Source organism: Psychrobacter sp. H8-1 (assembly GCF_904846575.1).
GTDB classification, from domain to species: domain Bacteria; phylum Pseudomonadota; class Gammaproteobacteria; order Pseudomonadales; family Moraxellaceae; genus Psychrobacter; species Psychrobacter fulvigenes.
Window position 1 is genome coordinate 1,551,219 of the sequence record NZ_CAJHBG010000001.1, and the last position, 22,202, is coordinate 1,573,420.

At 42.9% G+C, this 22,202-nt stretch carries 14 protein-coding genes; 9 read left to right on the forward strand and 5 right to left on the reverse strand.

Features of this window, described 5'->3' with window-relative positions:
- The first annotated feature begins 12 nt into the window (after positions 1-12).
- Positions 13-507, forward strand: a complete 495-nt coding sequence (locus JMY01_RS06350; protein ID WP_201574781.1) for a hypothetical protein — start codon at positions 13-15, stop codon at positions 505-507.
- A 164-nt stretch (positions 508-671) separates the two neighbouring features.
- Here JMY01_RS06350 and JMY01_RS06355 read toward each other — a convergent pair whose 3' ends face one another.
- Complete coding sequence (locus JMY01_RS06355; RefSeq protein WP_201574782.1) at positions 672-1,208, reverse strand: DUF4377 domain-containing protein; 537 nt, start codon at positions 1,206-1,208, stop codon at positions 672-674.
- 347 nt (positions 1,209-1,555) lie between these two features.
- Here JMY01_RS06355 and JMY01_RS06360 point away from each other — a divergent pair, with 347 nt between their 5' ends.
- The 3 genes from JMY01_RS06360 (at position 1,556) to JMY01_RS06370 (ending at position 8,320) form a co-directional block, all read left to right on the forward strand.
- A complete protein-coding gene (locus tag JMY01_RS06360; RefSeq protein WP_374220348.1) occupies positions 1,556-3,184 on the forward strand; it encodes an exonuclease SbcCD subunit D C-terminal domain-containing protein in 1,629 nt (542 codons plus the stop codon).
- A gap of 90 nt (positions 3,185-3,274) precedes the next feature.
- The gene (locus tag JMY01_RS06365; protein ID WP_201574783.1) at positions 3,275-7,222 is read left to right on the forward strand and encodes an AAA family ATPase; all 3,948 of its coding nucleotides are present in this window, start codon (positions 3,275-3,277) and stop codon (positions 7,220-7,222) included.
- 42 nt (positions 7,223-7,264) lie between these two features.
- Positions 7,265-8,320 carry a WG repeat-containing protein gene (locus JMY01_RS06370; RefSeq protein ID WP_201574784.1) on the forward strand — a complete coding sequence of 352 codons (1,056 nt, stop codon included), beginning with the start codon at positions 7,265-7,267 and terminating at the stop codon, positions 8,318-8,320.
- Positions 8,321-8,420: 100 nt separating this feature from the next.
- Here the strand turns inward: JMY01_RS06370 and JMY01_RS06375 are convergent, their stop codons facing one another.
- The gene (locus JMY01_RS06375; RefSeq protein WP_201574785.1) at positions 8,421-9,059 is read right to left on the reverse strand and encodes an HdeD family acid-resistance protein; all 639 of its coding nucleotides are present in this window, start codon (positions 9,057-9,059) and stop codon (positions 8,421-8,423) included.
- Positions 9,060-9,151: 92 nt separating this feature from the next.
- Positions 9,152-13,987 carry an NAD-glutamate dehydrogenase gene (locus JMY01_RS06380; protein WP_201574786.1) on the reverse strand — a complete coding sequence of 1,612 codons (4,836 nt, stop codon included), beginning with the start codon at positions 13,985-13,987 and terminating at the stop codon, positions 9,152-9,154.
- A 624-nt stretch (positions 13,988-14,611) separates the two neighbouring features.
- Between JMY01_RS06380 and purD the strand changes: the two genes are divergently transcribed.
- A complete protein-coding gene (purD, locus tag JMY01_RS06385; protein ID WP_201577317.1) occupies positions 14,612-15,946 on the forward strand; it encodes a phosphoribosylamine--glycine ligase in 1,335 nt (444 codons plus the stop codon).
- Between the two features lie 309 nt (positions 15,947-16,255).
- A complete protein-coding gene (locus JMY01_RS06390) occupies positions 16,256-17,650 on the forward strand; it encodes an AarF/ABC1/UbiB kinase family protein (RefSeq protein ID WP_201574787.1) in 1,395 nt (464 codons plus the stop codon).
- Positions 17,651-17,728: 78 nt separating this feature from the next.
- Here the strand turns inward: JMY01_RS06390 and JMY01_RS06395 are convergent, their stop codons facing one another.
- The gene (locus JMY01_RS06395; protein WP_201574788.1) at positions 17,729-18,406 is read right to left on the reverse strand and encodes a DUF938 domain-containing protein; all 678 of its coding nucleotides are present in this window, start codon (positions 18,404-18,406) and stop codon (positions 17,729-17,731) included.
- Positions 18,407-18,621: 215 nt separating this feature from the next.
- Here JMY01_RS06395 and JMY01_RS06400 point away from each other — a divergent pair, with 215 nt between their 5' ends.
- Together JMY01_RS06400 and JMY01_RS06405 are read left to right on the forward strand one after the other, a co-directional pair.
- Positions 18,622-18,813: a DNA gyrase inhibitor YacG gene (locus JMY01_RS06400; RefSeq protein ID WP_201574789.1), complete on the forward strand. Its 192-nt coding sequence runs from the start codon at positions 18,622-18,624 to the stop codon at positions 18,811-18,813.
- Positions 18,814-18,898: 85 nt separating this feature from the next.
- The gene (locus JMY01_RS06405; protein ID WP_201574790.1) at positions 18,899-20,080 is read left to right on the forward strand and encodes an aspartate aminotransferase family protein; all 1,182 of its coding nucleotides are present in this window, start codon (positions 18,899-18,901) and stop codon (positions 20,078-20,080) included.
- A 146-nt stretch (positions 20,081-20,226) separates the two neighbouring features.
- On the opposite strand, the gene JMY01_RS06410 is transcribed toward JMY01_RS06405, so the two are convergent.
- Complete coding sequence (locus JMY01_RS06410; RefSeq protein WP_201574791.1) at positions 20,227-21,126, reverse strand: LysR family transcriptional regulator; 900 nt, start codon at positions 21,124-21,126, stop codon at positions 20,227-20,229.
- Positions 21,127-21,851: 725 nt separating this feature from the next.
- Between JMY01_RS06410 and JMY01_RS14425 the strand changes: the two genes are divergently transcribed.
- Complete coding sequence (locus JMY01_RS14425; protein ID WP_374220365.1) at positions 21,852-22,097, forward strand: hypothetical protein; 246 nt, start codon at positions 21,852-21,854, stop codon at positions 22,095-22,097.
- Positions 22,098-22,202: the final 105 nt, after the last annotated feature.

Genomic DNA, 22,202 nt, shown 5'->3' on the forward strand with positions numbered 1-22,202 from the left:
AGGTTATTAAGCATGATAAATAGATATTTGTTCCTAATTCCTATCGTAATTCTATTTCAGTTTGGTTGTTCTGATCAGATAGTAAGTAATACGTCTAACCCAGTGATAAGAGCGAATAATTCACTCGATCTATTCTCTTACTATGATGAAAGCAACAATGTTCAACTAACTGCATTATTATCAGGTAAATTTACAATGAAGAATGGCTGTCTTCTATTTGGTGATGAAGATGGTTATACAACTCCAGTGTTTGATACGAAATCTAGTAATATCAGGGTTAACCTAGATTCAGAGACTGTAATTTTAAACGAAACATCAGTTCCATTTGACACAGAAGTTTACGCAGGAGGCGGTTTTATTGATAAAAAAAGTCTTCCTCCACTTCAAACTACTGGTAATGAAAAATGCTTAACGGATAGAGTAGCAACTATACATTCTATTGAAATCCTAACCCCTGAATTGCGTAAAAAATTCTTGCTTGATTGGGACAATAAGCCCAAACCGTAATGAAATTCAATATTAATAATTAGTGTTAATAAAGAGTTGGTTTTTGGGGTTGATTAACTGTGACAGGATGCGCAAGCCAAGCATTAGAAAATTCACAAAATATTCGTAACAAGCCAGAATGCATTAATACTCTAAGCAATCTCTAATAGCGATTTCTGTAACCCTTACTCTGTAGTCCTTTTTTTCTCAAGTATCTTCATCAGCTTACTATGAACGGACGATGCATCAGCCGGTGGGTTGTTCATCGGTGTGTTTTTAATGAGTAAAGTGTATTCATAATCAGGCTCGTAATCAAAACCCTCTATATTACTATACCGATACTCCCAACCTGTTTGACTATGAGTCTGTCCAGCAAGTTTCGTAAGCAAGCAGCTCTGTGGTCCAACGCCAACACAATCCTCTTGATAATCAGCGACGATGATTTTACGTAAAATATAAGGCATAGCACGGACAGTGATATGGCTTATATTATTTAACCCTGACTGTAATGTCGATTGCTCTCCCATCACTTCTACAACGTCACCGATGGCCAGTTCTTGCATTTGATAGGCATTTTCTTGACCGAAATTAGTTTTACTAATCAATGCTGAATAAGTCTTTCCGTCTTTAGCCACAAGAGTAATTTTCTGCTGCTCTCTATCCTGCGATAGCTTCAGAAGCTTGGATAATATTTGCTTTATTATCCATATTTGCTGACTCATAACCATTGCAAGCTGCTAAAGACGCGCTGAAAATCAAAGCCAATGGGCATAATCTGATAAATAGCATAACGTACCCTTATTAATGATGGCTTAGATATTACTAAATATAGGGTTTTTTTAGTATCATGCATTTGTTACTTGGTGCTATGAATAAACAGTGTTCCATGGCCAGCTATTTAATAGCAAATATGCTTTAATAATTCATCATCTACGTGACCACCACTAAATACTAAATACCGCTATTCGACTTGATCTATTCTGCTTTTCTAAGAAGTTTATAAGCACAGCAAACCGCAACAAATCTTGCTAGAATGACAGCTTTCTACTAAATATTCTTAAGCGCAACTATGTCCACACCTGCCGATACCAAGTTCATGCCTATGAAACCTTTAAACATCTTACATACCTCAGATTGGCATTTGGGGCGTAGGCTTTATGGGCGTATGCGTTATGATGAATTTGAAGCGTTTTTAAATTGGCTGCAGGATGCTATTAGCGCGCAAAAAGTCGATGTCCTTATCGTCGCGGGTGATATCTTTGATACCATGACGCCGAGTAACAGAGCACAAGCGCTATATTATGAGTTTTTAGGCAGGGTCTCAAAATCATGCTGCCAGCATATCGTCATCGTCGCCGGCAACCACGACTCCCCGACTTTTTTGGACGCTCCAAGTAATGTGCTTAAATTTTTAAACGTGCATGTCATTGGCACCGCTTGTGAAGACTTAAACGATGAGGTCTTGGTGTTAGACGATGCAGACGGTACACCGCATTGCATCATCGCCGCAGTCCCTTATTTGCGCGACCGTGACGTGCGTAGCAGTAGCGCTGGCGAGTCCGCAGATAGTAAAGATGCCAACGTTATCAAAGGCATTCGCGCCCATTATGATGAAGTCGCTAGCATTGCCAAAGCGAAGCAAACTGAATTAGCCGAAGCAAACCAGCGTTACATTCCTATTATCGCTACAGGGCATCTATTCGCGGCAGGTGGTACGACTACTGAAGATGATGGCGTGCGTGAGCTTTATGTCGGCTCACTCGGTAAGATTTCTGCTGATATGTTCGATGAAGGCTTTGACTATGTGGCACTTGGGCATTTGCATGTCCCGCAGCGTGTCGGTGGTCGTGAGAGCATTCGCTATTCAGGATCGCCTATCGCCATGGGTTTTGGTGAGGCTAAGCAACAAAAACAAGTATTGCTGGTACAGTTTGGCGAAGTGGAAAATGGTTTTATGGATCAAAAATCAGCGTCAAATAGTACTGCTGAAAGCATTACTTCTCAACTTACCAATACAGTTACCACGATTGAAAAATCGGTAGAAAAAGCCGCTAAAAAAGTAACAGGTCAGGCGACTGATTTTATAGATGACTTGTTTGGCTTCGATGACTCAGTAGAAAGTGATGTAAAGGAAGAAAGCACGGTTAAAGAAGGTTTAACTCAAACAGGTGCTACGCAGAGTATTATTGATAACAATTCAACTGATATCAACTCGAAAGCCACCTCAGCTTTAGCCGCTAAATTAACCACTCAACTGTTGCATCATGATAATTCACGTCAGATGCAGGTAATCTCCCTACCTATTCCAAAATTCCAAAAATTGGCGCAAATCTCAGGTAATTTGGAGTCTATTCATCAGACTATTGATAAAACCATCCAATCTCTTGAGGCAACAGAATCTATTTGGCTAGAAGTTATTTATACGGGTGATGACGTGGTCAGCGAGTTGCGTGAGCATATTCAGGCGATGGTAGATGGCTTGCCGTGTGAAGTATTAAAAATAAAAAACACGCGCACCTATAATAAAGTACTTAACCAACAACAGAGCACTGAAACGCTACAAGACTTAAATGAGGAGGAGGTATTTGAGCGCTGCTTAACCGCTCACAATATTCCTGATGAGCAAAAATTGTCCTTACGTGACGCCTATGATCAAATCGTTTATAACCTGCGTCATGAAGATACTCAGGCCGAATAACAGCAGCGCATTTTAGATGCCAGCCAACAATTTCTTCATTTTCATCATTGCTCTTTTTATCACTGCTCTATATAAAAATAAGACCTGCCCATGCGACTGATTGAACTACGACTTAAAAACTTAAACTCCTTAAAAGGCGAATGGCACATTGATTTTAGTGATCCGGCTTTTCTAAATGAAGGGATTTTTGCCATTACTGGGCAGACGGGCGCTGGCAAGACCACCATCTTGGATGCGATTTGCTTAGCACTATATAGTCAAACGCCAAGATTGGGTGATATTACCGGCTCAACGAACGAAATAATGACCCAAGGTACGGGGGAATGCTCAGCAGAAGTTATTATCGAAATAGATTCCAAACGCTATCAATGCTACTGGTACCAGCATCGCGCCCACAAAAAAGCCAAGGGTAACTTATTACCGATTAAGCATGAGATTAGTGAGGTCAAAACGGGCAAGATTTTAGAAGAGAAGAAATCTAAGACATCCGCCTATATTCAAGACCTAATTGGCATGGATTTTAATCAATTTACCCGCTCTATCATGCTAGCACAGGGCAGTTTTGCCGCGTTTTTAAAGTCAGATATTGGCGATAGAGCAGCGATTTTAGAGAAAATAACGGGCACTGCTATCTATGCCAAGATATCGTTAAACGTCCATGAAAAGAAACGCTTTGAGGAAGAATTGCTTGGCAAGCTACAAGCGGGCGTTAGTAGCTTATCATTATTAAGTCTTGAAGATGAAAAGCTACTGGCAGCAGATTTAGAAAGCCTTAATCAACAGCAAAGCACACAACGACAAACATTCGAAACCCTGAGTGAGCAACTGCAATGGCTAGATAGTGTTCAGCAGCTACAGAAAAATCTGTCGAACTATCAGACCGAGTTTGCAGCAGCACAGCAGATACAGACAGACTTTACTCCAGAAGCGCAGCGCCTAGATATTGCTAATAAAGCCCTAGAGATTGACAGCCAATTTCGAGAGCTGAGCTATAGTCGTGATATGGTCAAGCGGCTAGGTACTGAACAACAGGATTTACTTAGTAAGATTCCATCTCAGAAAGAAGCGCTTGCACAAGCCTCTACCCATGTAAACGATGTCAATAAAATTGAAAAGCAAGCCACGGACAATTTACAAGACACCTTGCCTATCATTGCAAAGACACGCGAGTTCGATGCTGAGATAAAACAGCAATCCCATTCTTTAACAGATGATAATCAACGTAAAGACATATTAGTCAATAATACGCAACGATTACACCAAGAAATAGCCAGCCATGGACAAACAGAGCAAGAGACTAAGGCTCAACTTGCCAATATAGAAAAGTATTTTAGCGATTACCAAGAGTTAAACGACCTCGATACAGATATGGCGACCTTTGATAGCAGCTGTACCCGATTAGTGGCGCTGCTAGAAGATAATGTCAACTTAGCGGCGGATAAACTTGCGCATGACAACCAATCAAGCCAACTACAAGCTCATTTCGATAAGCTATCCAAGCAACAAGACGCAGATGAATTGTTAATTAAGCAAAAACGCGAGCAATTGGTCAGCGTACAACAACAGCAAGACGCACTCATCGAAAAACAATCTCTCGCTAGTATGCGCGGCGAGCAAGAGCAAGTGGATCAGATCAACACTCAGATTGCGCAAGCCAGCTTTAAATTACAGCAGCTGTCTGAACTTGCTCGGCAAATCAAAAAAATCAACCTCTCGCTACCTGCACTAAACGAGGAATTAACGACCTTAGTAGGAATGATTGCTGGTCATCAATCAAATATTCAAAACGCCAAACTTAAACGCCAAGAAAAGCAAGAGCATCTGAGTTTACTACAAAAGGTCGCTAAGCTTGAAGACTACATAGCAGAGCTAGAAGATGGATCGCCCTGCCCGTTATGCGGCGCGCATGAGCATCCTTATAGCAAACATCATCCATTATTAGATAATAGTAATAGCGATGACAATGCCAAGCAAAAACAGTCGTCCACAATAAAACAGACTAAGATACAACAAACTCAGCAGCAAATAGCGGAACTAGAGACCGTTATCGATAACCTTGAACAAGCTCTATCAACATACAATATCGAATACGCCACAAAGAAAGAAGCTCTTAACAACCAGCAACAACAACTAACGCCCTTACAGCAGAAATCCGAAATATTACATGGTGATATTCAGGAGTGCATAGCCTCACTATTTGAGTCTAAAAACAATTACTCTGAAGCAATCGCAGCAATTATCAATCCTCTTACTCAGATAAACGATGATATTAATGCGACCATCACGAATATAGATCATAGCTTATGCTTATTAGACACTGTTAAACATGACCTAACTGAACATAAACAGTCTCTTAAAACCATAGTAGTCGAATATGACAGCCTAACTGAAAGTGCGGCAAAGCTCAGTACTGCCATCGAAGCCGATGAAAAGCAGCAACAGGCAGTTAGTCGCGATATTAATAATCTAACAACTGACATTAAGCTTAACTCACAAAAAGTTGATGGAATAAAAGATAAGATTGACGCTAATTTCTTAGAGCTAGCGCCCCTGATGACTACCGTTTCATCTCTAACGCATAAATACCCAACGGATAAATATAAAGAACACTTAAACTCAACTACAGCGTTCAATGCGGTAGACTTATCTGACGCACTTAAACAATTGCATAACAGTTTTGATAAACAAACCGTAATAGACAGCGCAGACTATGACCGTCATATCGAAAAACTACGTCAACAGCGCAGCGCTTTAAACCAGTTAAAGCGACAGTTTAACGAACAGAAAAACCGTCAGCAGCAGCTAACCAATACCTTAAGCAGTTTGACTGCGCAGATTGAAACGAAGCAAGCACAGCTGAGCAATGATGACACAGCGCTCAAAGAACTAGAGAGTCTAATTGCTCATAAGACCAAGGCTATCGAACAATTAAAGCAAGATAGAAACGAGATTTTCGCAGATAAAAATCCAGACAATGAAGAAACTCAATTACGCAGTGCGGTTGATGCAGCTAAAACCAAGCAAGTAGTAGCACAAAGACAGTTAGATTCTGTACAGCAGGCTCTAGAGCAATTAAAACTTAGAGAGAAACAGCTAGATACAGAGCTACAGTCGGCGACTACCACACTCAATACGCAGCAAAGCACCTTTTCTGATTTACTCGCAGAGTCACAGTTCGTCAATGAAGCCGCTTTTTTGAGTGCCCGCCTGCCTAAAGAAGAGCGCGAAGCACTACATACACGTAAATTAGAGATTAATAACGCATTGCATCAAGCTAAGTTGCAGTTGGACAGCACTCAGCAAGCGTTAGAACAAAAACTTGCCAACCCCATGACAGATGAAAGCCGAGAAATAATTGCTGGCCAGCACCACCAAATACAAATAGATACTGATGAGTTAAGTCAAAAAATCGGTGCGATTGACCAAAAGCTCAAAGATAATGATAGCCAAAAAGGGCAACAAGCGGCACAGCTTATAGCCATTGATGAGCAAAAGCAGAAACTACAAGTTTGGCAGCAGCTACATACGTTAGTCGGTTCGGCTGATGGTAAAAAATATCGTACCTTTGCCCAAGGATTAACGTTTGAGGTCATGATTAGCCATGCTAATACGCAACTGCAAAAAATGAGTGACCGCTATTTGCTCATTCATGATGACAGCAATCCCCTTGAGCTCAATGTCATCGACAACTATCAAGGCGGCGATATTCGTAGTACCAAAAATCTCTCTGGCGGTGAAGGCTTTATTATCAGTCTGGCACTGGCACTTGGGCTATCGCAAATGGCCAGTCACAACATTCGCGTCGATTCATTATTTTTGGATGAAGGCTTTGGTACGCTTGATGAAGAGTCACTCGATATAGCGCTCGACACCTTAACCAACTTGCAGCAAGAAGGTAAGCTCATTGGCATTATCTCGCACGTACAAGCATTAAAGGATCGTATCCTAACCCAAATCAAGGTTGAAAAACTCTCTGGCGGCTTTAGCCAAATCAGTGGTCAAGGCTGTCGCAGAATTGTCAATGAAAAAGCCTCATAAGTTAAAACAATAAGTAAAAAGTGTGATAATAAGGAAATGGTAATGCCTAACAAATTAGCGCTCTTAACATGGCTATCTATTTTGTCTGTTGGTGCAGTTAGTGCTATCACCCCTGCCCACGCTACCATCAATTGTGCCGGCTACCTCCCCAATAGCTATTTTGAGCGTATCGAAAACAATAAGTCTTTTGCTGGCAAGTTGGTCGAGCAAACCGACGGGTCGCAGCAACTACATGACCTAAATGGTAATGTCATCATAGGCAATCTCACCGATGCTTATATATTGATGGACACTTATATGCTTGCCAAACAGCATGGGAAATATGGCGTCATCAATGCCGCTGGCAAGACTATCGTGCCTTTTAAGTATGATGAAATTCAAACAGAGCCTGATATTGTGACCAGCTTTATCGTCAGTGTTAATACATCAGACGATGCCAGCAATGCCACTAAACAAGGCATCATCAATCGTCAAGGTGACTGGATTTATCCATTAGCAGATGTGCATATCCAACACGCGCAATACGACCCTGATTATGACCAAGATTACTTTATAGTCACTGATGACGAAGGGCTAACAGGACTGCTTGATGATAGAGGTTACTGGGCAGTGATGCCGCAGTATGATGCGATTTATCCATTAAATGCCTGTACAGGCGAGCCTTTATATTTACAAGTAAGCCTGCAAAATAAAACCGCGCTTATTGACCAAAATAATGATGTCATCATTCTACTGGCAGCCAACCAACATATTGAGTTGTTTAACAGTTATGGCGATGTGCCGTTATTTCTGCGCAGTACTTTGGTCGCTGGCAGTACCGCAGAGGGCATGAGCGAGGATATTCAAGACGATATCGAGAGCGCCCAAATTATTGATGCCAATGGCAAGCTAATTCTCTCTTCAGACACACCTATTAGAAAGCTGTTATATCATCAACTTTATACTTATAAGCAAGCTGGCAAGGTTGGTTTGATTAACGATCAAGGCAATGTCATATTAGAGCCACAGTTTGACAGCTATCGTGACGACGCAGATAAGGTATGGTTTGAAAAGAATGGCGAAATGCTGCGTTTAAACAGTCTGATTGATTTGGATTAAATGTAGCTTTTATTATGACCTTTATTTCACTCTGGTGATAGTCAGCCAATAAAAAGCCACCATTAATGGTGGCTTTTTGCATCAAAAATATAATAATAGCTTATCTTCTTAATTCTTCATTAACTTCTTGTTGCACCAACTCTATCTGATTACGCAGTCTATCAGAGATTTTATTGGGCAGAGCATTTAAATTTTTGAGTTTGAATGAAAAATAAACGCTAAAGACACCACTGGTGATTAGCGCTAAGCCAGTCCAAATAACAACGGTCATGCCAGAGAGAATAGGATTCCATATTAATAAGAATGAAAATATCAAACCTAAGACCCCCACGAGCATTAAAACACCCCAATCTGAAATACCATAGCGCTTCAAATCTATTGCATAACCAATGGCACTAATAGAGCGAAAGAGCACTAAAAACCCGACATAGAAAGCAAGAGTGATTATTGAGATTGCTGGATTAATTAAAAGTAATACACCAATGGCAAACGTCAAAATACCAAAAGCCAATATCCAACCCCAATTATCTAATACTTGTCTATTAACAACAGAAAATACAATTTCAAATAAGCCTGATAGCAAAAATGATAGGCTAAACAGTAAAGCCAACGCTAAATAAGACTCTTGTGGTGAAGTAAACGTATAAATCCCTAACCCAATAAGGATGATTCCAATAATAAGTGGTATATACCAATATTTAATTGAGTTCCTGACCATTTTAAAGATTTGCGTGTTCATAACTTTCCCTTAATATTCTCTTATTATGTTTTATTAACAAGAGAATGATAAGGGATTGTTACGCAGACTGGCTTAGTCGCTTACTGAACAGCCTATTTAGTAACCAAACTACTCAGCTCACTCATCAATACTGACAAAGTAGATAGGCTGATCACGCTATCATCATTGTCGTCAAGCTTTTGCATCTCGCTTTTTACTGACTCTAACTGATCGAGATGACGTGAGCGCCACTCACTAAATGCTTGCTTGGCATCTGGCTTTGACAATACTGCATCCATTAGTAGACGCAAGCTACGTGATAACTCATTTACCAATGCGTGGCGTGCACGGCGATCCCAATAGTCTTGCTGCGGTAAGGAGGCGATGTTATCCATCATCCAATCTAACTGCAGTACTTGATAGGCCTCAAAGTACAGTGTTGCAATCTCATTGACAGGGCGCTCATATTGCTCAGCAAGTAATGCTGCATCCAGCGCATCGACATGATAAGGCAACATAGCAAACAGCGCCGCATCACTATCTGACAGACCGTCTTGCGTTAACTTGGTAGTATCTTCTTGCAAATACTGGGCAAACTGCTGCTCAATAAAGCCGCCAGATTTGGTTAGGTTTTCGACACTACCCTCAAAGCGGCTGATCATGTCAGCGACTTGTAAGTCTTGACCAAAGGCATTGATAAACCAGACCACACCGCGCTCAATGGCATCGCGCAGACGCAGCTCAAGCTCCAACAATAAAGTCGCATCGACTTTGTTATCCAACGCTTCTAGCGTCTTCCAAGCAGTCGGCACATCAAAGACATCTCGGGCAATCGCATAGCCACGAATGATAGTGGCAAGGGTTTGTCCTGTTTCTTCAAACAAGCGGAATAATGCTTCGATACCTAAGCGGTTGACCACACTATTGGTGAGATAAGTACTGATAATCTCGCGATGCAATCTATGTTCTTTCATCTCGTTAAAGAAACGCCCCACCAGCTCATCAGGGAAGTATTTGCTCAGCTCATTAACGAAGTACGGCGCTTCTGGCAAATCTGACAATAACAAGTTGTCATACACCCACATTTTGCCATAAGCCATGACGATTGCTAGCTCAGGATTGGTTAATCCAGCCCCCGCTTTTTGACGTTTGGCAATCTCTTCGTCTGATGGTAGGTATTCAATCGCACGATCCAGACGTCCTTCACCTTCTAACATCTGAATGAAGCGCTGATGATCATTTAAATTGGCCGCCGCACGAATGTGGCTAAGCTCAATCGCTTGTGGTTGTAGATAGTTTTGGCGCAGTACCAACTCTGCGACGGTATCTGTCATACTTTCAAGCAATTCATTACGCTGCTTGAGAGTCATATCACCTTGCTCGACCACTTTGCCAAGTAAGATTTTGATATTGACTTCATGATCTGAGCAGTTGACGCCGCCTGAGTTGTCGATAGCGTCAGTATAGATGCGTCCACCCGTCTGCGCGTATTCGATACGACCTTGTTGGGTAAAGCCTAGGTTGCCACCTTCACCAACGATAGATGTACGCAGCTCACCACCATTGACCCGTACCGCATCATTGGCACGATCACCGACATCCGCATGGCTTTCATTGGCGCTTTTGACATAAGTACCGATGCCACCATTCCAAATAAGATCGACAGGCGATTTTAATAACGCGCTGATGAGCTCGTTTGGGGATAAGCTATCTGCACTGATGTCAAACAGCGCTTTCATCTCAGCGCTGATCGCAATCGTTTTATCTTGGCGGGAGAAGACACCACCACCTTGGCTGATGAGAGACTTTTCGTAGTCATCCCAGGTCGAGCGTGGCATCTCAAACAAGCGCTCGCGCTCTGCAAAAGAAGCGGCGGTATCCGGATTTGGATCGATAAAGATGTGCAAGTGGTTAAAGGCGGCGACCAGCTTGGTATGAGTGGATCTGAGCATACCATTGCCAAATACGTCCCCACTCATATCACCAATACCGACAACCGTAAAGTCATCACGATTTTGAATATCCATACCGCGCATACGGAAGTGACGTTTGACCGACTCCCAACCACCGCGTGCAGTAATTCCCATTGCTTTGTGATCATAACCAACTGAACCGCCAGAGGCAAAGGCATCATCGAGCCAGAAGTTGTACTCGCTAGATAAGGCGTTGGCTATATCAGAGAAGGTCGCCGTGCCTTTATCGGCTGCAACTACTAAATACGGGTCATCTTCGTCATGACGCACGGTATTGGCTGGCGGGACAATCTCTCCATCAACAATGTTGTCAGTGACATCGAGCATACCGCGAAGGAACGCTTGGTAGCAGGCAATGCCTTCCGCTTGAAACGCTTCACGACCATCGGCCATGGTTTTGGTCTTGACGATGAAACCGCCTTTTGAACCGACAGGGACGATGACAGCGTTTTTGACCATCTGAGCTTTGACTAGGCCGAGCACTTCGGTACGATAGTCTTCCATACGATCTGACCAACGCAGACCACCACGGGCGGCCTTGCCCCCACGTAGATGCACCGCTTCCATACGTGGCGAATAGACAAAGATTTCAAACATGGGTTTCGGCTTCGGTAAGTTTGGAATATCATCCGCCAAAAACTTAAACGACAAGCGGTCTTTACGCTGACCGTCAGCCTCTCTTTGATAAAAGTTGGTGCGCACCATGGCATTAATCAAATCTAAGAACCAACGGAAGATACGATCTTCATCTAAGCTACTGACATTTGCCAGAGCCGCCAAAACTTGTTCCTGAATCTTCTCAGTTTTGCTGGCACGCTCTTCTTCGCTGTGTTCAGGATTCATACGCGCATCAAATAATTCAGACAGCGCCACACTTATAGTGCTATTTTTTGCGACAGTTTGCTGAATATAAGTGCTAGAGAATGGCGCTCGTGCTTGTACCATATAACGCGACAACGCCCGCAGCACCACTACATCATAAGTACCTAGTTGGGTCGTAAGTATCAGCTCATTAAAACTATCGTTTTCAACACGTCCCGCCCAAATCTGCTTGAGACTGTCTTCAAACTGACTGCCTACCACTTGCATATTGACCGTTTCGACATTCTCCAATATTAATTCATACTCTTGCATCCAAATGGGCTGCTCTGGCAGATCAAACTCATAAGTTTGTGCTGAGATCACCGACACCCCGAAGTTTTCAAGTATGGGTAATACTTTAGACAATATGGTGGGTTGCTCGCGGCCATATAGCTTTAAATGCAATTTATTGCCAGCATCCCCTGTAGAGCGATACAAATGCCAGTTCATCGGCTGCTCATCACTCAAAGCGGCCAGACGCTTGGTGTCCTCGACAGCAGAACGCGCATCAAAACGTTCTTCATAAGCAGCTGGAATATACTCTAAAAATTGACGCTTTAAGGTATTGGCTTGTTGCTCGCCGACATTGTCTAGCAGCATACGCTGATAGTGATCAGACCAAGATTCCATCAGTGCAGAGAGCTTGGCTTCAAGCACAGCGGTGTCTACCTCGTTTATTTGACCAGGTACTGTACGTACATGGACATGGACGCGGGCATGCTCAGATTCATTAAATTCGGTGGTAAAGCCAGATGAAGTGCCGCCGTAAGCTTCCTTTAGTACCTCTTGTACTTTGAGTCGCAGTTCAGTATTGAATTTATCGCGTGGAATATATACCAAACAGGAGACAAAACGCTGATAATGGTCAATACGGCTGAATAAGCGCAAGCTCTTCTTGTCTTGTAATTGGCTGATTCCCGACACCATAGGATACAGCTCTTCAACGCTGGCTTGAAACAAGTCATCACGTGGCAAAGTGTTGATTACATGCATCATTTTATAATAAGCATGACCTTCACTTGGCAGCTTTGCCATCGCCATTATTTTGTTGGCTTTTTCACGCAACAGCGGGATTTCTTGCACGCGCAATTGATAGGCTTGTGAGGTCAATAAGCCAATAAAGCGACATTCGCCGACCAGATCGCCATTTTCATCAAACTTATGAATACCCAAAAAGTCCATATAGACGGAGCGATGCACGGGTGAAACACGACTTGATTTCGAGAGCATCAATACCCGTGGTTCAGTGAGCAGTTGCTTGAGGTTTTTAGGAAGTTTATTGAAGCTCTCTGATAGTGTGTCCTCTGCTGCGCCGCGCAATAAACCCAGACCACTGTTACCAATGGCATATAAGTCCAGATCAGCATCTTCACTATCTAACGCTACTTTTTTGCCATTTTCTAAGCGATATTCACGGTATCCCAAAAAGATAAAGTGATCATCTAATATCCAGTCTAAAAATGCTTGTATTTCTTGCTGTGGATAAAACACTTCAGGCAATGGCTGCTGTGATAACTCAGATTTGATTTCAATCAAACGCGACCGCATCTGTTTCCAATCACCGACTACGGTATCGAGTGTATCCACTTTGTCTAACAATATTTGATATAGTGTTGCCAATTCCTCAGTGTCTTGATAAGCAATCTCACAATGAATCAGCGACATATGAGAGGTAGCGCTTTCACTCGCACTATCAATTTTTGCAAGACTGCCATCTTCATTGCGCTCTACACTGACAATCGTATTATAAATGCGGTGTACATCAATGCCCTGAGCTTCCAAACTCATAAGCATAGTATCTACCAAAAATGGGCGATCATACGCAACCATCTGGATAACACTGTGTGAGCTGTGAAAATGATGTTCTTCGGCGACAGGGTTAAAAATAGCGAGTACGGGTTTATTGCCATCATAGGCTTTTAGTAGCGTGAAATGATGTAACGCCATGCCTGCTAAGTCGGCGTTACTAATCGCAGCAGCTACCTCATTATGGAGTAGCTCATAATAGCTATGAATAAAACGCTCAAGCAATGATTGATCCGTTTGTACATAGTTAGTGGCAATATCGCTAATCTGGCCAATGCGTTCTTCCGTGATTCCAAGAGAGTTATGCATAACTTTCTGTCCTTTTTATAGGTTTGGTATTTAAAATAAAATCAGTTTAATCTTTATTGCAATTATTGATGTTTTTAAACGGTATGTTTCTCTAGCAGGTCAACACTAGATTAATTTGAGTCACAACCCTCCATCTCTTCCCTTTTAATGATGCATCTAGATTAGTAGATGACTTTGCAACCTAGGTTTTGAGTGCCATTAGCCCATCAATCTATAAGAGTGTAACGCACCTGAACGAATAGCTAAAGTGTAAAAATTTATTTCATGAATTATTATTAATTTAGTGTCTATTACTGCAACAGACCCTAGTTGATTGCTCACTTAAATACTTCACTCATATAAACAGTTTACGCTATTACCCAACATTTATTAGATAGTTTTATTGGCTGATTGTTGGGATATGATTATCCCTATACCGATGACAGTCTAATAATTGCTAATAATGGGCCAAAAACAAGATAGCAAAGCGGTCGGTTGTTTTTTATCGTCACTATTCAGTGCTGGCAAGTGGATACTCATGGCAATCGCTGCGCTTTTTTTGTTAGAATACGGCACTATATTTAACAGTGCTTAAAGATTTACTATTAACGCTTAATACTATTAATACTAAGGGCAAAACGTATGATGAATATTTTGGTGATTGGCTCAGGTGGTCGCGAACACGCGCTGGCATGGCAGTGTGCCAAAGATGATTCTGTAAAAAATGTCTACGTCGCGCCTGGTAATGCTGGCACTGCCCTTGAACCTAAATGCCAGAATGTTATCTTGCAAGATACCAATGGTGAGCACAGCGCTGTCATCGAGTTTTGCCAAAACAATGCCATTGACATGGTCATCGTAGGTCCTGAGGCGCCATTGGTCACTGGTATCATCGATGCTTGCCGTGCTGCTGGTATCAAAGCATGGGGGCCAACAGCGTATTGCGCACAACTCGAAGGCTCTAAGACTTTTGCCAAAGAATTCATGGCAGAGCATAATATCCCAACGTCTGCCTATCAAGGATTCACAGACGCTACAAGCGCCAAAGCTTATATTGACGAGCAAGGCGCACCTATCGTTATCAAAGCTGATGGACTGGCAGCAGGGAAAGGCGTGATCGTTGCTGAGACCATTGAACAAGCACATGCAGCAATCGATGACATGCTTGCAGACAATAAATTCGGTGATGCTGGTAGCCGTGTGGTCATTGAGCAATTCTTAGAAGGCGAAGAAGCCAGCTTTATTTGCATGGTTGATGGCAATAACATCTTACCCATGGCGACCAGCCAAGATCATAAACGTGCTTATGAAGGCGATACAGGCCCGAACACCGGCGGTATGGGCGCTTATTCTCCTGCACCAGTGGTCACTCAAGACGTTCATGATAAAGTGATGGCACAAGTGATTCAGCCAGTTGTTAATGCGATGAATGCTGCTGGTCACCCTTACACTGGGTTTTTATATGCAGGCTTGATGATTGATAAAGCAGGCGACCCTTACGTGATTGAGTTTAACTGCCGTTTTGGCGACCCAGAGACGCAGCCTATTTTGATGCGTTTGCAATCGTCGATGGTCGAGTTGGTTGCTAAAGGTCTCGCAGGCGAGCTGCCAAGTCAAGCAGACTGGGATGCGCGCCCCGCCCTTGGTATCGTCATGGCATCGAAAGGCTATCCCGAGACCTCCTCTAAAGGTGATGTCATTACTGGTCTGCCAGAGTTAGATCCTCATGACACTTCAGCAGTCAAGGTCTTTCATGCAGGTACTGCGTTTACTCATGATAGTTTTGACGCGGATACCAGCACCAGCCATCCTAAAGAAGTCGTCACCGATGGTGGGCGCGTGCTTTGCGTCACTGCCCTTGCGGATAGTATCTTGGGTGCACAACAAGCGGCTTTAGCGGTTACTGCTGCGATTAGTTTTGATGGAGCACAGTATCGCCGCGACATCGGGCACCACGCGATTGCTCGTAAAGACTCTTAAGGCTAAACACTACTGGGACAAAGCCCTTGGTTCTCTGATAAACTCTATAGATAAACCCCAGTTTTGATAAAGACTGGGGTGCTCCGGTGCTCCTTACTACTTAATACAGTCGCTTTAGAACAGTACATTACTACCGTAAAAAATATTACGATAAATGAAGAGCTTTAATGCATCTGCTTTGATACCGTAATACCATCATTCGTACTATGACCTACGAGTCATTACGATTTTGTATTCTGACATTACATATCTCTTGTATTGTTGGTCTTCAACCCGCAAATCAGTTGCAACTGATGAATGGTTATATCTATGGCACAAAATACATCTAAACCTTCTAATAATAAGCAGTCAATTGACAACCTAAAAACTTCTGGGTTTGAGCGTCGACTGTCAATCGCTAAGACATCTCTCAATATCGGCCGACGTTGGGCGGGTAACAGTATGTCTGGCATATTCTTAGATAAAGACACTCGCTCAAAGCGCAACCAAGAGTTTATGGAGGCGCAGGCAAATTATGTCGTAGAAGAGCTTGGTAAGTTAAAAGGCTCAGTGGTAAAGATTGGCCAAATGCTGGCACTATATGGTGAGCATGTATTGCCACCTGAAATCACTCGTGCACTACAAGCACTCAACGATGACACTGCCACTCTCAGCTGGCCAAAAATCGAACAGACGTTGCGCCGCACTCTGAGAGAAAAACTCGATGAACTTGAAGTCGATCCTGTACCTATTGGTACCGCCTCCCTCGCCCAAGTGCATCGTGCAACTGTCATTGCTACTGGTGAAGAAGTCGTATTAAAAATTCAATATCCGGGCGTTGCAGAAGCTATCGACTCCGATCTTGCCTTATTTAAACGCTTACTTAAGGTAAGCAATATGGTGCCGCAAACACGTGCGCTGGATACTTGGTTCGAAGAAATCCGCGACCTACTCCACCACGAGGTTGATTATGATGCGGAAGCAAATACGACTGAACGCTTTTATGAGCGCTTGATAGATGATCCACGTTATATCGTGCCAAAAGTTAATCGTCAGTACTCAAGTAAGCGCTTGCTATGCATGACCTATGAGCCTGGTGTCTCTGTCACCTCCGAAGCACTTCAGCTATTACCGCATGAACGTCAAAATGCTATTGGTCAAGCGGCAATCGAGATCATGATGCGAGAGATTTTTGTCTGGGGCGAGATGCAGACCGACCCAAACTTTGGAAATTACTTGGTGCGCATTAGCGATAATGAAAATGAGATAGATAAACTGGTATTGTTAGATTTTGGTGCTATTCGTCAGTTTGATGATGGTCTTCTAACAATTGCACATAACCTCCTACGTGCAGGCTATCATCATGATCATCAAGCAATGATGAAAAGTATGACGGGTTATGAATTTTTCGATACGATGAGTGACAAAGTGCGCTCTGATATTGCCTCTTTGTTCTTACTTGCTACCGAGCCATTTAGTCATCCTGACTCAAATCCAGACATTCCAGCAGACTGCTTGGATTCACAAAACCGTTATATCTGGGCAAACAGTAAACTACATTCTCGTATATCGGCAAGTGCTACCAAAGCAGTGCAGTCTTTTGAATTTAATTTGCCTCCGAAAGAGTTTATGTTTATTAGCCGTAAGTTTATCGGTGCTTACACATTCTTAACGGTAGTGAATGCTCATACTGACTCTGAAAAACTAGTAAAGCCTTTTTTATGAATCTATAAAAGTACTTAAATTTTGGAACCGCTCTTTTGTAGCGGTTTTAATTTTGACAATTATTTTTGCTTAGGCTATTTATTTAATATCTTTATCAACAGCAGGCGCATGCCAACTATCAAATCTGGTTCTATAGCCTTGTGGTTTTGTCATGGTTAGCTGCCAACAGCGTTCTCCACGAGCCAGATACTTCACTTCAAAATGAGTACGTTGACTCTCCGCTGCTACTACTTGCCGCTCATGTGGTAGCTGCCAAAGACTCGAAGTTTGCTGCTCTGCATTGTCCATATAAGCCTCGATATTAGTGGCCAATACAATCTCCCCTCCTGTTTGCAAGCGTGATAATAAAAACTCAAAAAACGGCATGTTTAACCATTGCTGATTAGGGTTATGCTGCTCAGGGTTGGGATATAAGATATATATGCTGGCGAGACTGCTAGGAGGGATAGCGTATACCGTCCACGCGATCGCATCTGCATGGATAGGAGTCAAATTGTCAAGCGACTGTTGGTTAAATAGCTTGGTAAAAGCTTCGAACTTATTGCGTGTACGCTCAATAGCAATTAGATGCTTGTCAGGGTTTTCTGCGGAAAAGCTTAATGCATGCTTGCCCTTCCCTGCACCAATCTCAAGTATCAATGGTAGTTTATTATCACTTTGAATAATTTTTGGAATGCTAAAATTACGTGGTGCTGAAAGTTTTTCAGGCTGAAAAGCTCTTTTTTGATTATGGGAATAGGGTTCTGTTTGGTTCATGGATTACTCTATTTGGTTTATATTTTAGTTTTTTAGTTAGACGATAATTGCTTAGGCTATTTTACTTAGTAGATGGATGTTTTATCGTCATTTTTTACATGTATATGGACTTGTATTTGTCTTTTAGCCACTGCGTGCTATTATAACCGCTCTCATTCATTGATAACACTCTCCTCAATACAATATTGATATCATTAGGGCAACCTCACTTTACTATGACAGAACCTACTCCCAATTCCGCACCCAAAACCTACCCATGCCCAAACTGTGGCACTCTCACTGCGTGGCAGGATAATAAATATAAGCCGTTTTGTAGTGATCGCTGCAAACTGATTGATTTAGGTGCTTGGGCAAATGAAGAATATAGTGTCCCTGCTGAGACAACACCGTTTTCTGACGAGTTGTAACCTAATACTGAGAACCTCTTATAACTCTATCTTCTCTAATATGTCTTTACTTCATTGATTTATTTAACACGCTAAGGATGTCCGTATGTCAGCCACTTATCTGATGCCTACTTATAATCGTCAACCGATTAGCTTCACCCGCGGCTTAGGCAGTTGGTTATATACCAAAGATGATACGCCCTATCTAGACGCGCTAACAGGCATCGCTGTATGCGGTCTTGGACATTGCCATCCGCAAATCACTGAGGCCATTCAGCAGCAAGCAGCTACTTTAGTCCATACCAGCAACTTATTCGGCATAGAGTGGCAAGAGCGTGCTGGCGCATCACTTTGTACTGCCGCTGGCATGGATAGCGTATTTTTTGCCAATAGCGGCGCCGAGGCCAATGAAGCGGCACTAAAAATGGCACGCTTATATGCCTACCAACAAGGCTTTAAGCGCCCTAAAGTCATTGTCATGGAGCAGTCCTTTCATGGTCGCACGCTATTATCAGTATCAGCGACTGCCAACCCTAAAGCACGCGAGGGTTTCTTTACGTTAGATGATGATTTTATCCGTGTGACTTTTGGTGATATTGCAGCCGTTAAGCAAGCTGCCGCCGATCACGATGATATCTGTGCGCTGTTTGTAGAGCCTATTCAGGGTGAAGGTGGACTGAATACAGCGATCAATGGCTTTGCCTATTTGGAAGAGCTACAAGCTGAATGTGACGCGCATAACTGGCTATTTATGCTCGACGAAGTGCAAACTGGGAATGGTCGCACAGGGAAATATTTCGCTTATCAGCACAGCAACGCCCGTCCCGATGTCTTAACGACTGCAAAAGGCCTTGGTAATGGCTTTCCTGTCGGTGCCTGTATGGTTCGTGGCCGCGCCAATGGTTTGTTTGGTGCCGGCAGCCACGGCTCTACTTATGGCGGTACGCCACTTGCAAGCCGCGTAGTACATAGTGTTTATGAAGTATTGGCTAACAGCGATATCATGAGCAATGCTGTCACTGAGGGGCAGTTCATCCGTGATAGCATAACAGACAAACTGCAAGCGCATGGGGTCAGTAGTCGTGGGGCTGGGATGATGATAGGTATCGCCCTACCTGAGTCTATCGACTGCAGTAAGTTGGTGGACCGTGCACGCGATGAGCAAAATCTCATCATTAACGTCACTGGCGGACATGTTGTGCGCTTACTGCCGCCATTAAATATGAAGCGTAACGAAAGCGAGCAAGTCGTCGAACGGTTATTAAACTTATTAAACCCCTTGTTTTAGCCGCTGTTTTTAGTTTTTTAGTATAAGTGTCAACGCTTAGAACGCTCAATACTGACTATCCAAAACTGCAGTTAAAAAAACCTCCAGATAAAAAATCTGGAGGTTTTTAGTTATGCATAATAGCTTTTATATTTTGCTCTGGATAATTAACCAGCATGAAAGTATTTTTTTAATACCTCTAAACAGCGCGTAACTTTTGCAGGTTGCTGCTCACGGTTCAAGGTTACGGCATATAGAACAAAGCTTGGTAATTGGTAGCCCGTGAGCACCTCAACCAAATCACCTTTATCAAGCTCTTTTTTGATGTCCATTTCCATCATTCTGACTACACCATGACCTTCTTTGGCCAAAGTCGTCGCCATGAATACATTATTGGTATGGATACGTGATGTCATTTTTAACCGTGTTTTTTTACCGGTTTCGGTTTGGATGAAATCCAGTTGGTTGGAGTCTTTCATGATTTCGATACAAATGAGCTGATGTTCATTTAAGTCTTTGGGAGACTCGAGTTTTTTGTGATGGCGCAGATATTGCGGTGAAGCCACTAGCACTTGACGCACATCAGACAGGGGATGATTACTCAATGTTAGATCATTAATGCTAGGGCTCATACGAATGGCGATATCAATACGCTCATCGATCAAATCAACATAGTGGTTGTCTGCCAAAAAAGTAATACTTAAATCATCATGTGCCGCCATCCAAGTGGATAAGGCGGGTAAAATATGATTGACACCTAGCTCAGGGGTAGTAGCGATACGTAGACTGCCCGCTAACTCATCACGCAACTGGTTGACCTTAATTCGACCCTGCTCAGCAGCGCTGACCACATCTTTTGCCGCTTCATAAAAACTCGCGCCGGCTTCGGTTAGACTTAGCTTACGAGTAGAACGGTGCAATAGCACCACGCCCAGCTCATTTTCTAACGATCGAATCTGTTGGCTAACTGCACTGGTTGTAATACCAAGCTCACGAGCTGAGCCACTAAAAGAACCGTGTCCGACCACGCTGGCGAACACGGCCATACCGCGTAAATTATCTAACATAGTTTCACCTAAGCTGTTTTCAGCTAATTTCATTTTTTAATATAACTTAACTATTATAGCGGAGTATATAGCCATTCCACAAATCACTACGCAAACCATACTTTATTAATACTCAATAACATCAATGAATTACGGTAAAAAACCATTATTCAATACTACCTTGAGTGTTTTTACTAAGGCATAGAACCAATTTTCCCTCAATTGTTTAAGTTAACTTAACCTTACCCATTTTCCCTTCTCCACGGCTCAGCAAATACTGCATCACTGGTGACTCAAGTAACATCGTTTCTGCCACTGAAGAAGCTTGTGCTACCCTTTGACGCTGGCGGCGCTCAGGAGTCTTATTTTCATCTTGCATCACGCTACCATCTACTTGTAAAGCAATCTCCGCTTGCGGGAACTGGTGCTGCAACTTTTCAGCCAATGCTTCAAAGGTGGTTTGTAAGTGTTTGCTATCTACAGCGGTCACAAAGACGGATTTACCATTACAACTACCACTCATCATGCCTTGACGCGCCAGAGCCAGCTCATCTGTTGCGAGGCTACCTGCCTCACGAGCAGTTTGTAACCAGTAGTCCCACTTTTCTGGCGTCCATTCCCCCGTTAGATCTTGCGGTGGACAACGTAGTAGTACACGCGGATCATTCGACTGTGATATTAATTGAGAATCATTTCGACTCGGCTCAACAATCGGTTCAGGCTCAACAATCGGTTCAGGCTCAACAATCGGTTCAGGCTCAACAATCGGTTCAGGCTCAACAATCGCTTCAGGCTCAACAATCGGTTCAGGCTCAACAATCGGTTCAGGCTCAACAATCGGTTCAGGCTCAACAATCGGTTCAGGCTCAACAATCGGTTCAGGCTCAACAATCGGTTCAGGCTCAACAATCAGGTTCAGGCTCAACAATCGGTTCAGGCTCAACAATCGGTTCAGGCTCAACAATCGGTTCAGGCGCGCTGTTATTAATTAACGTTGGCAACTCATCAATGTCGCTACGACTGTCGTCTAGAACTGGCTCAATATCAGCGTAATAACTTGTTGAATTTTCTATTTTACTTTGGTTTTGATAATCAAT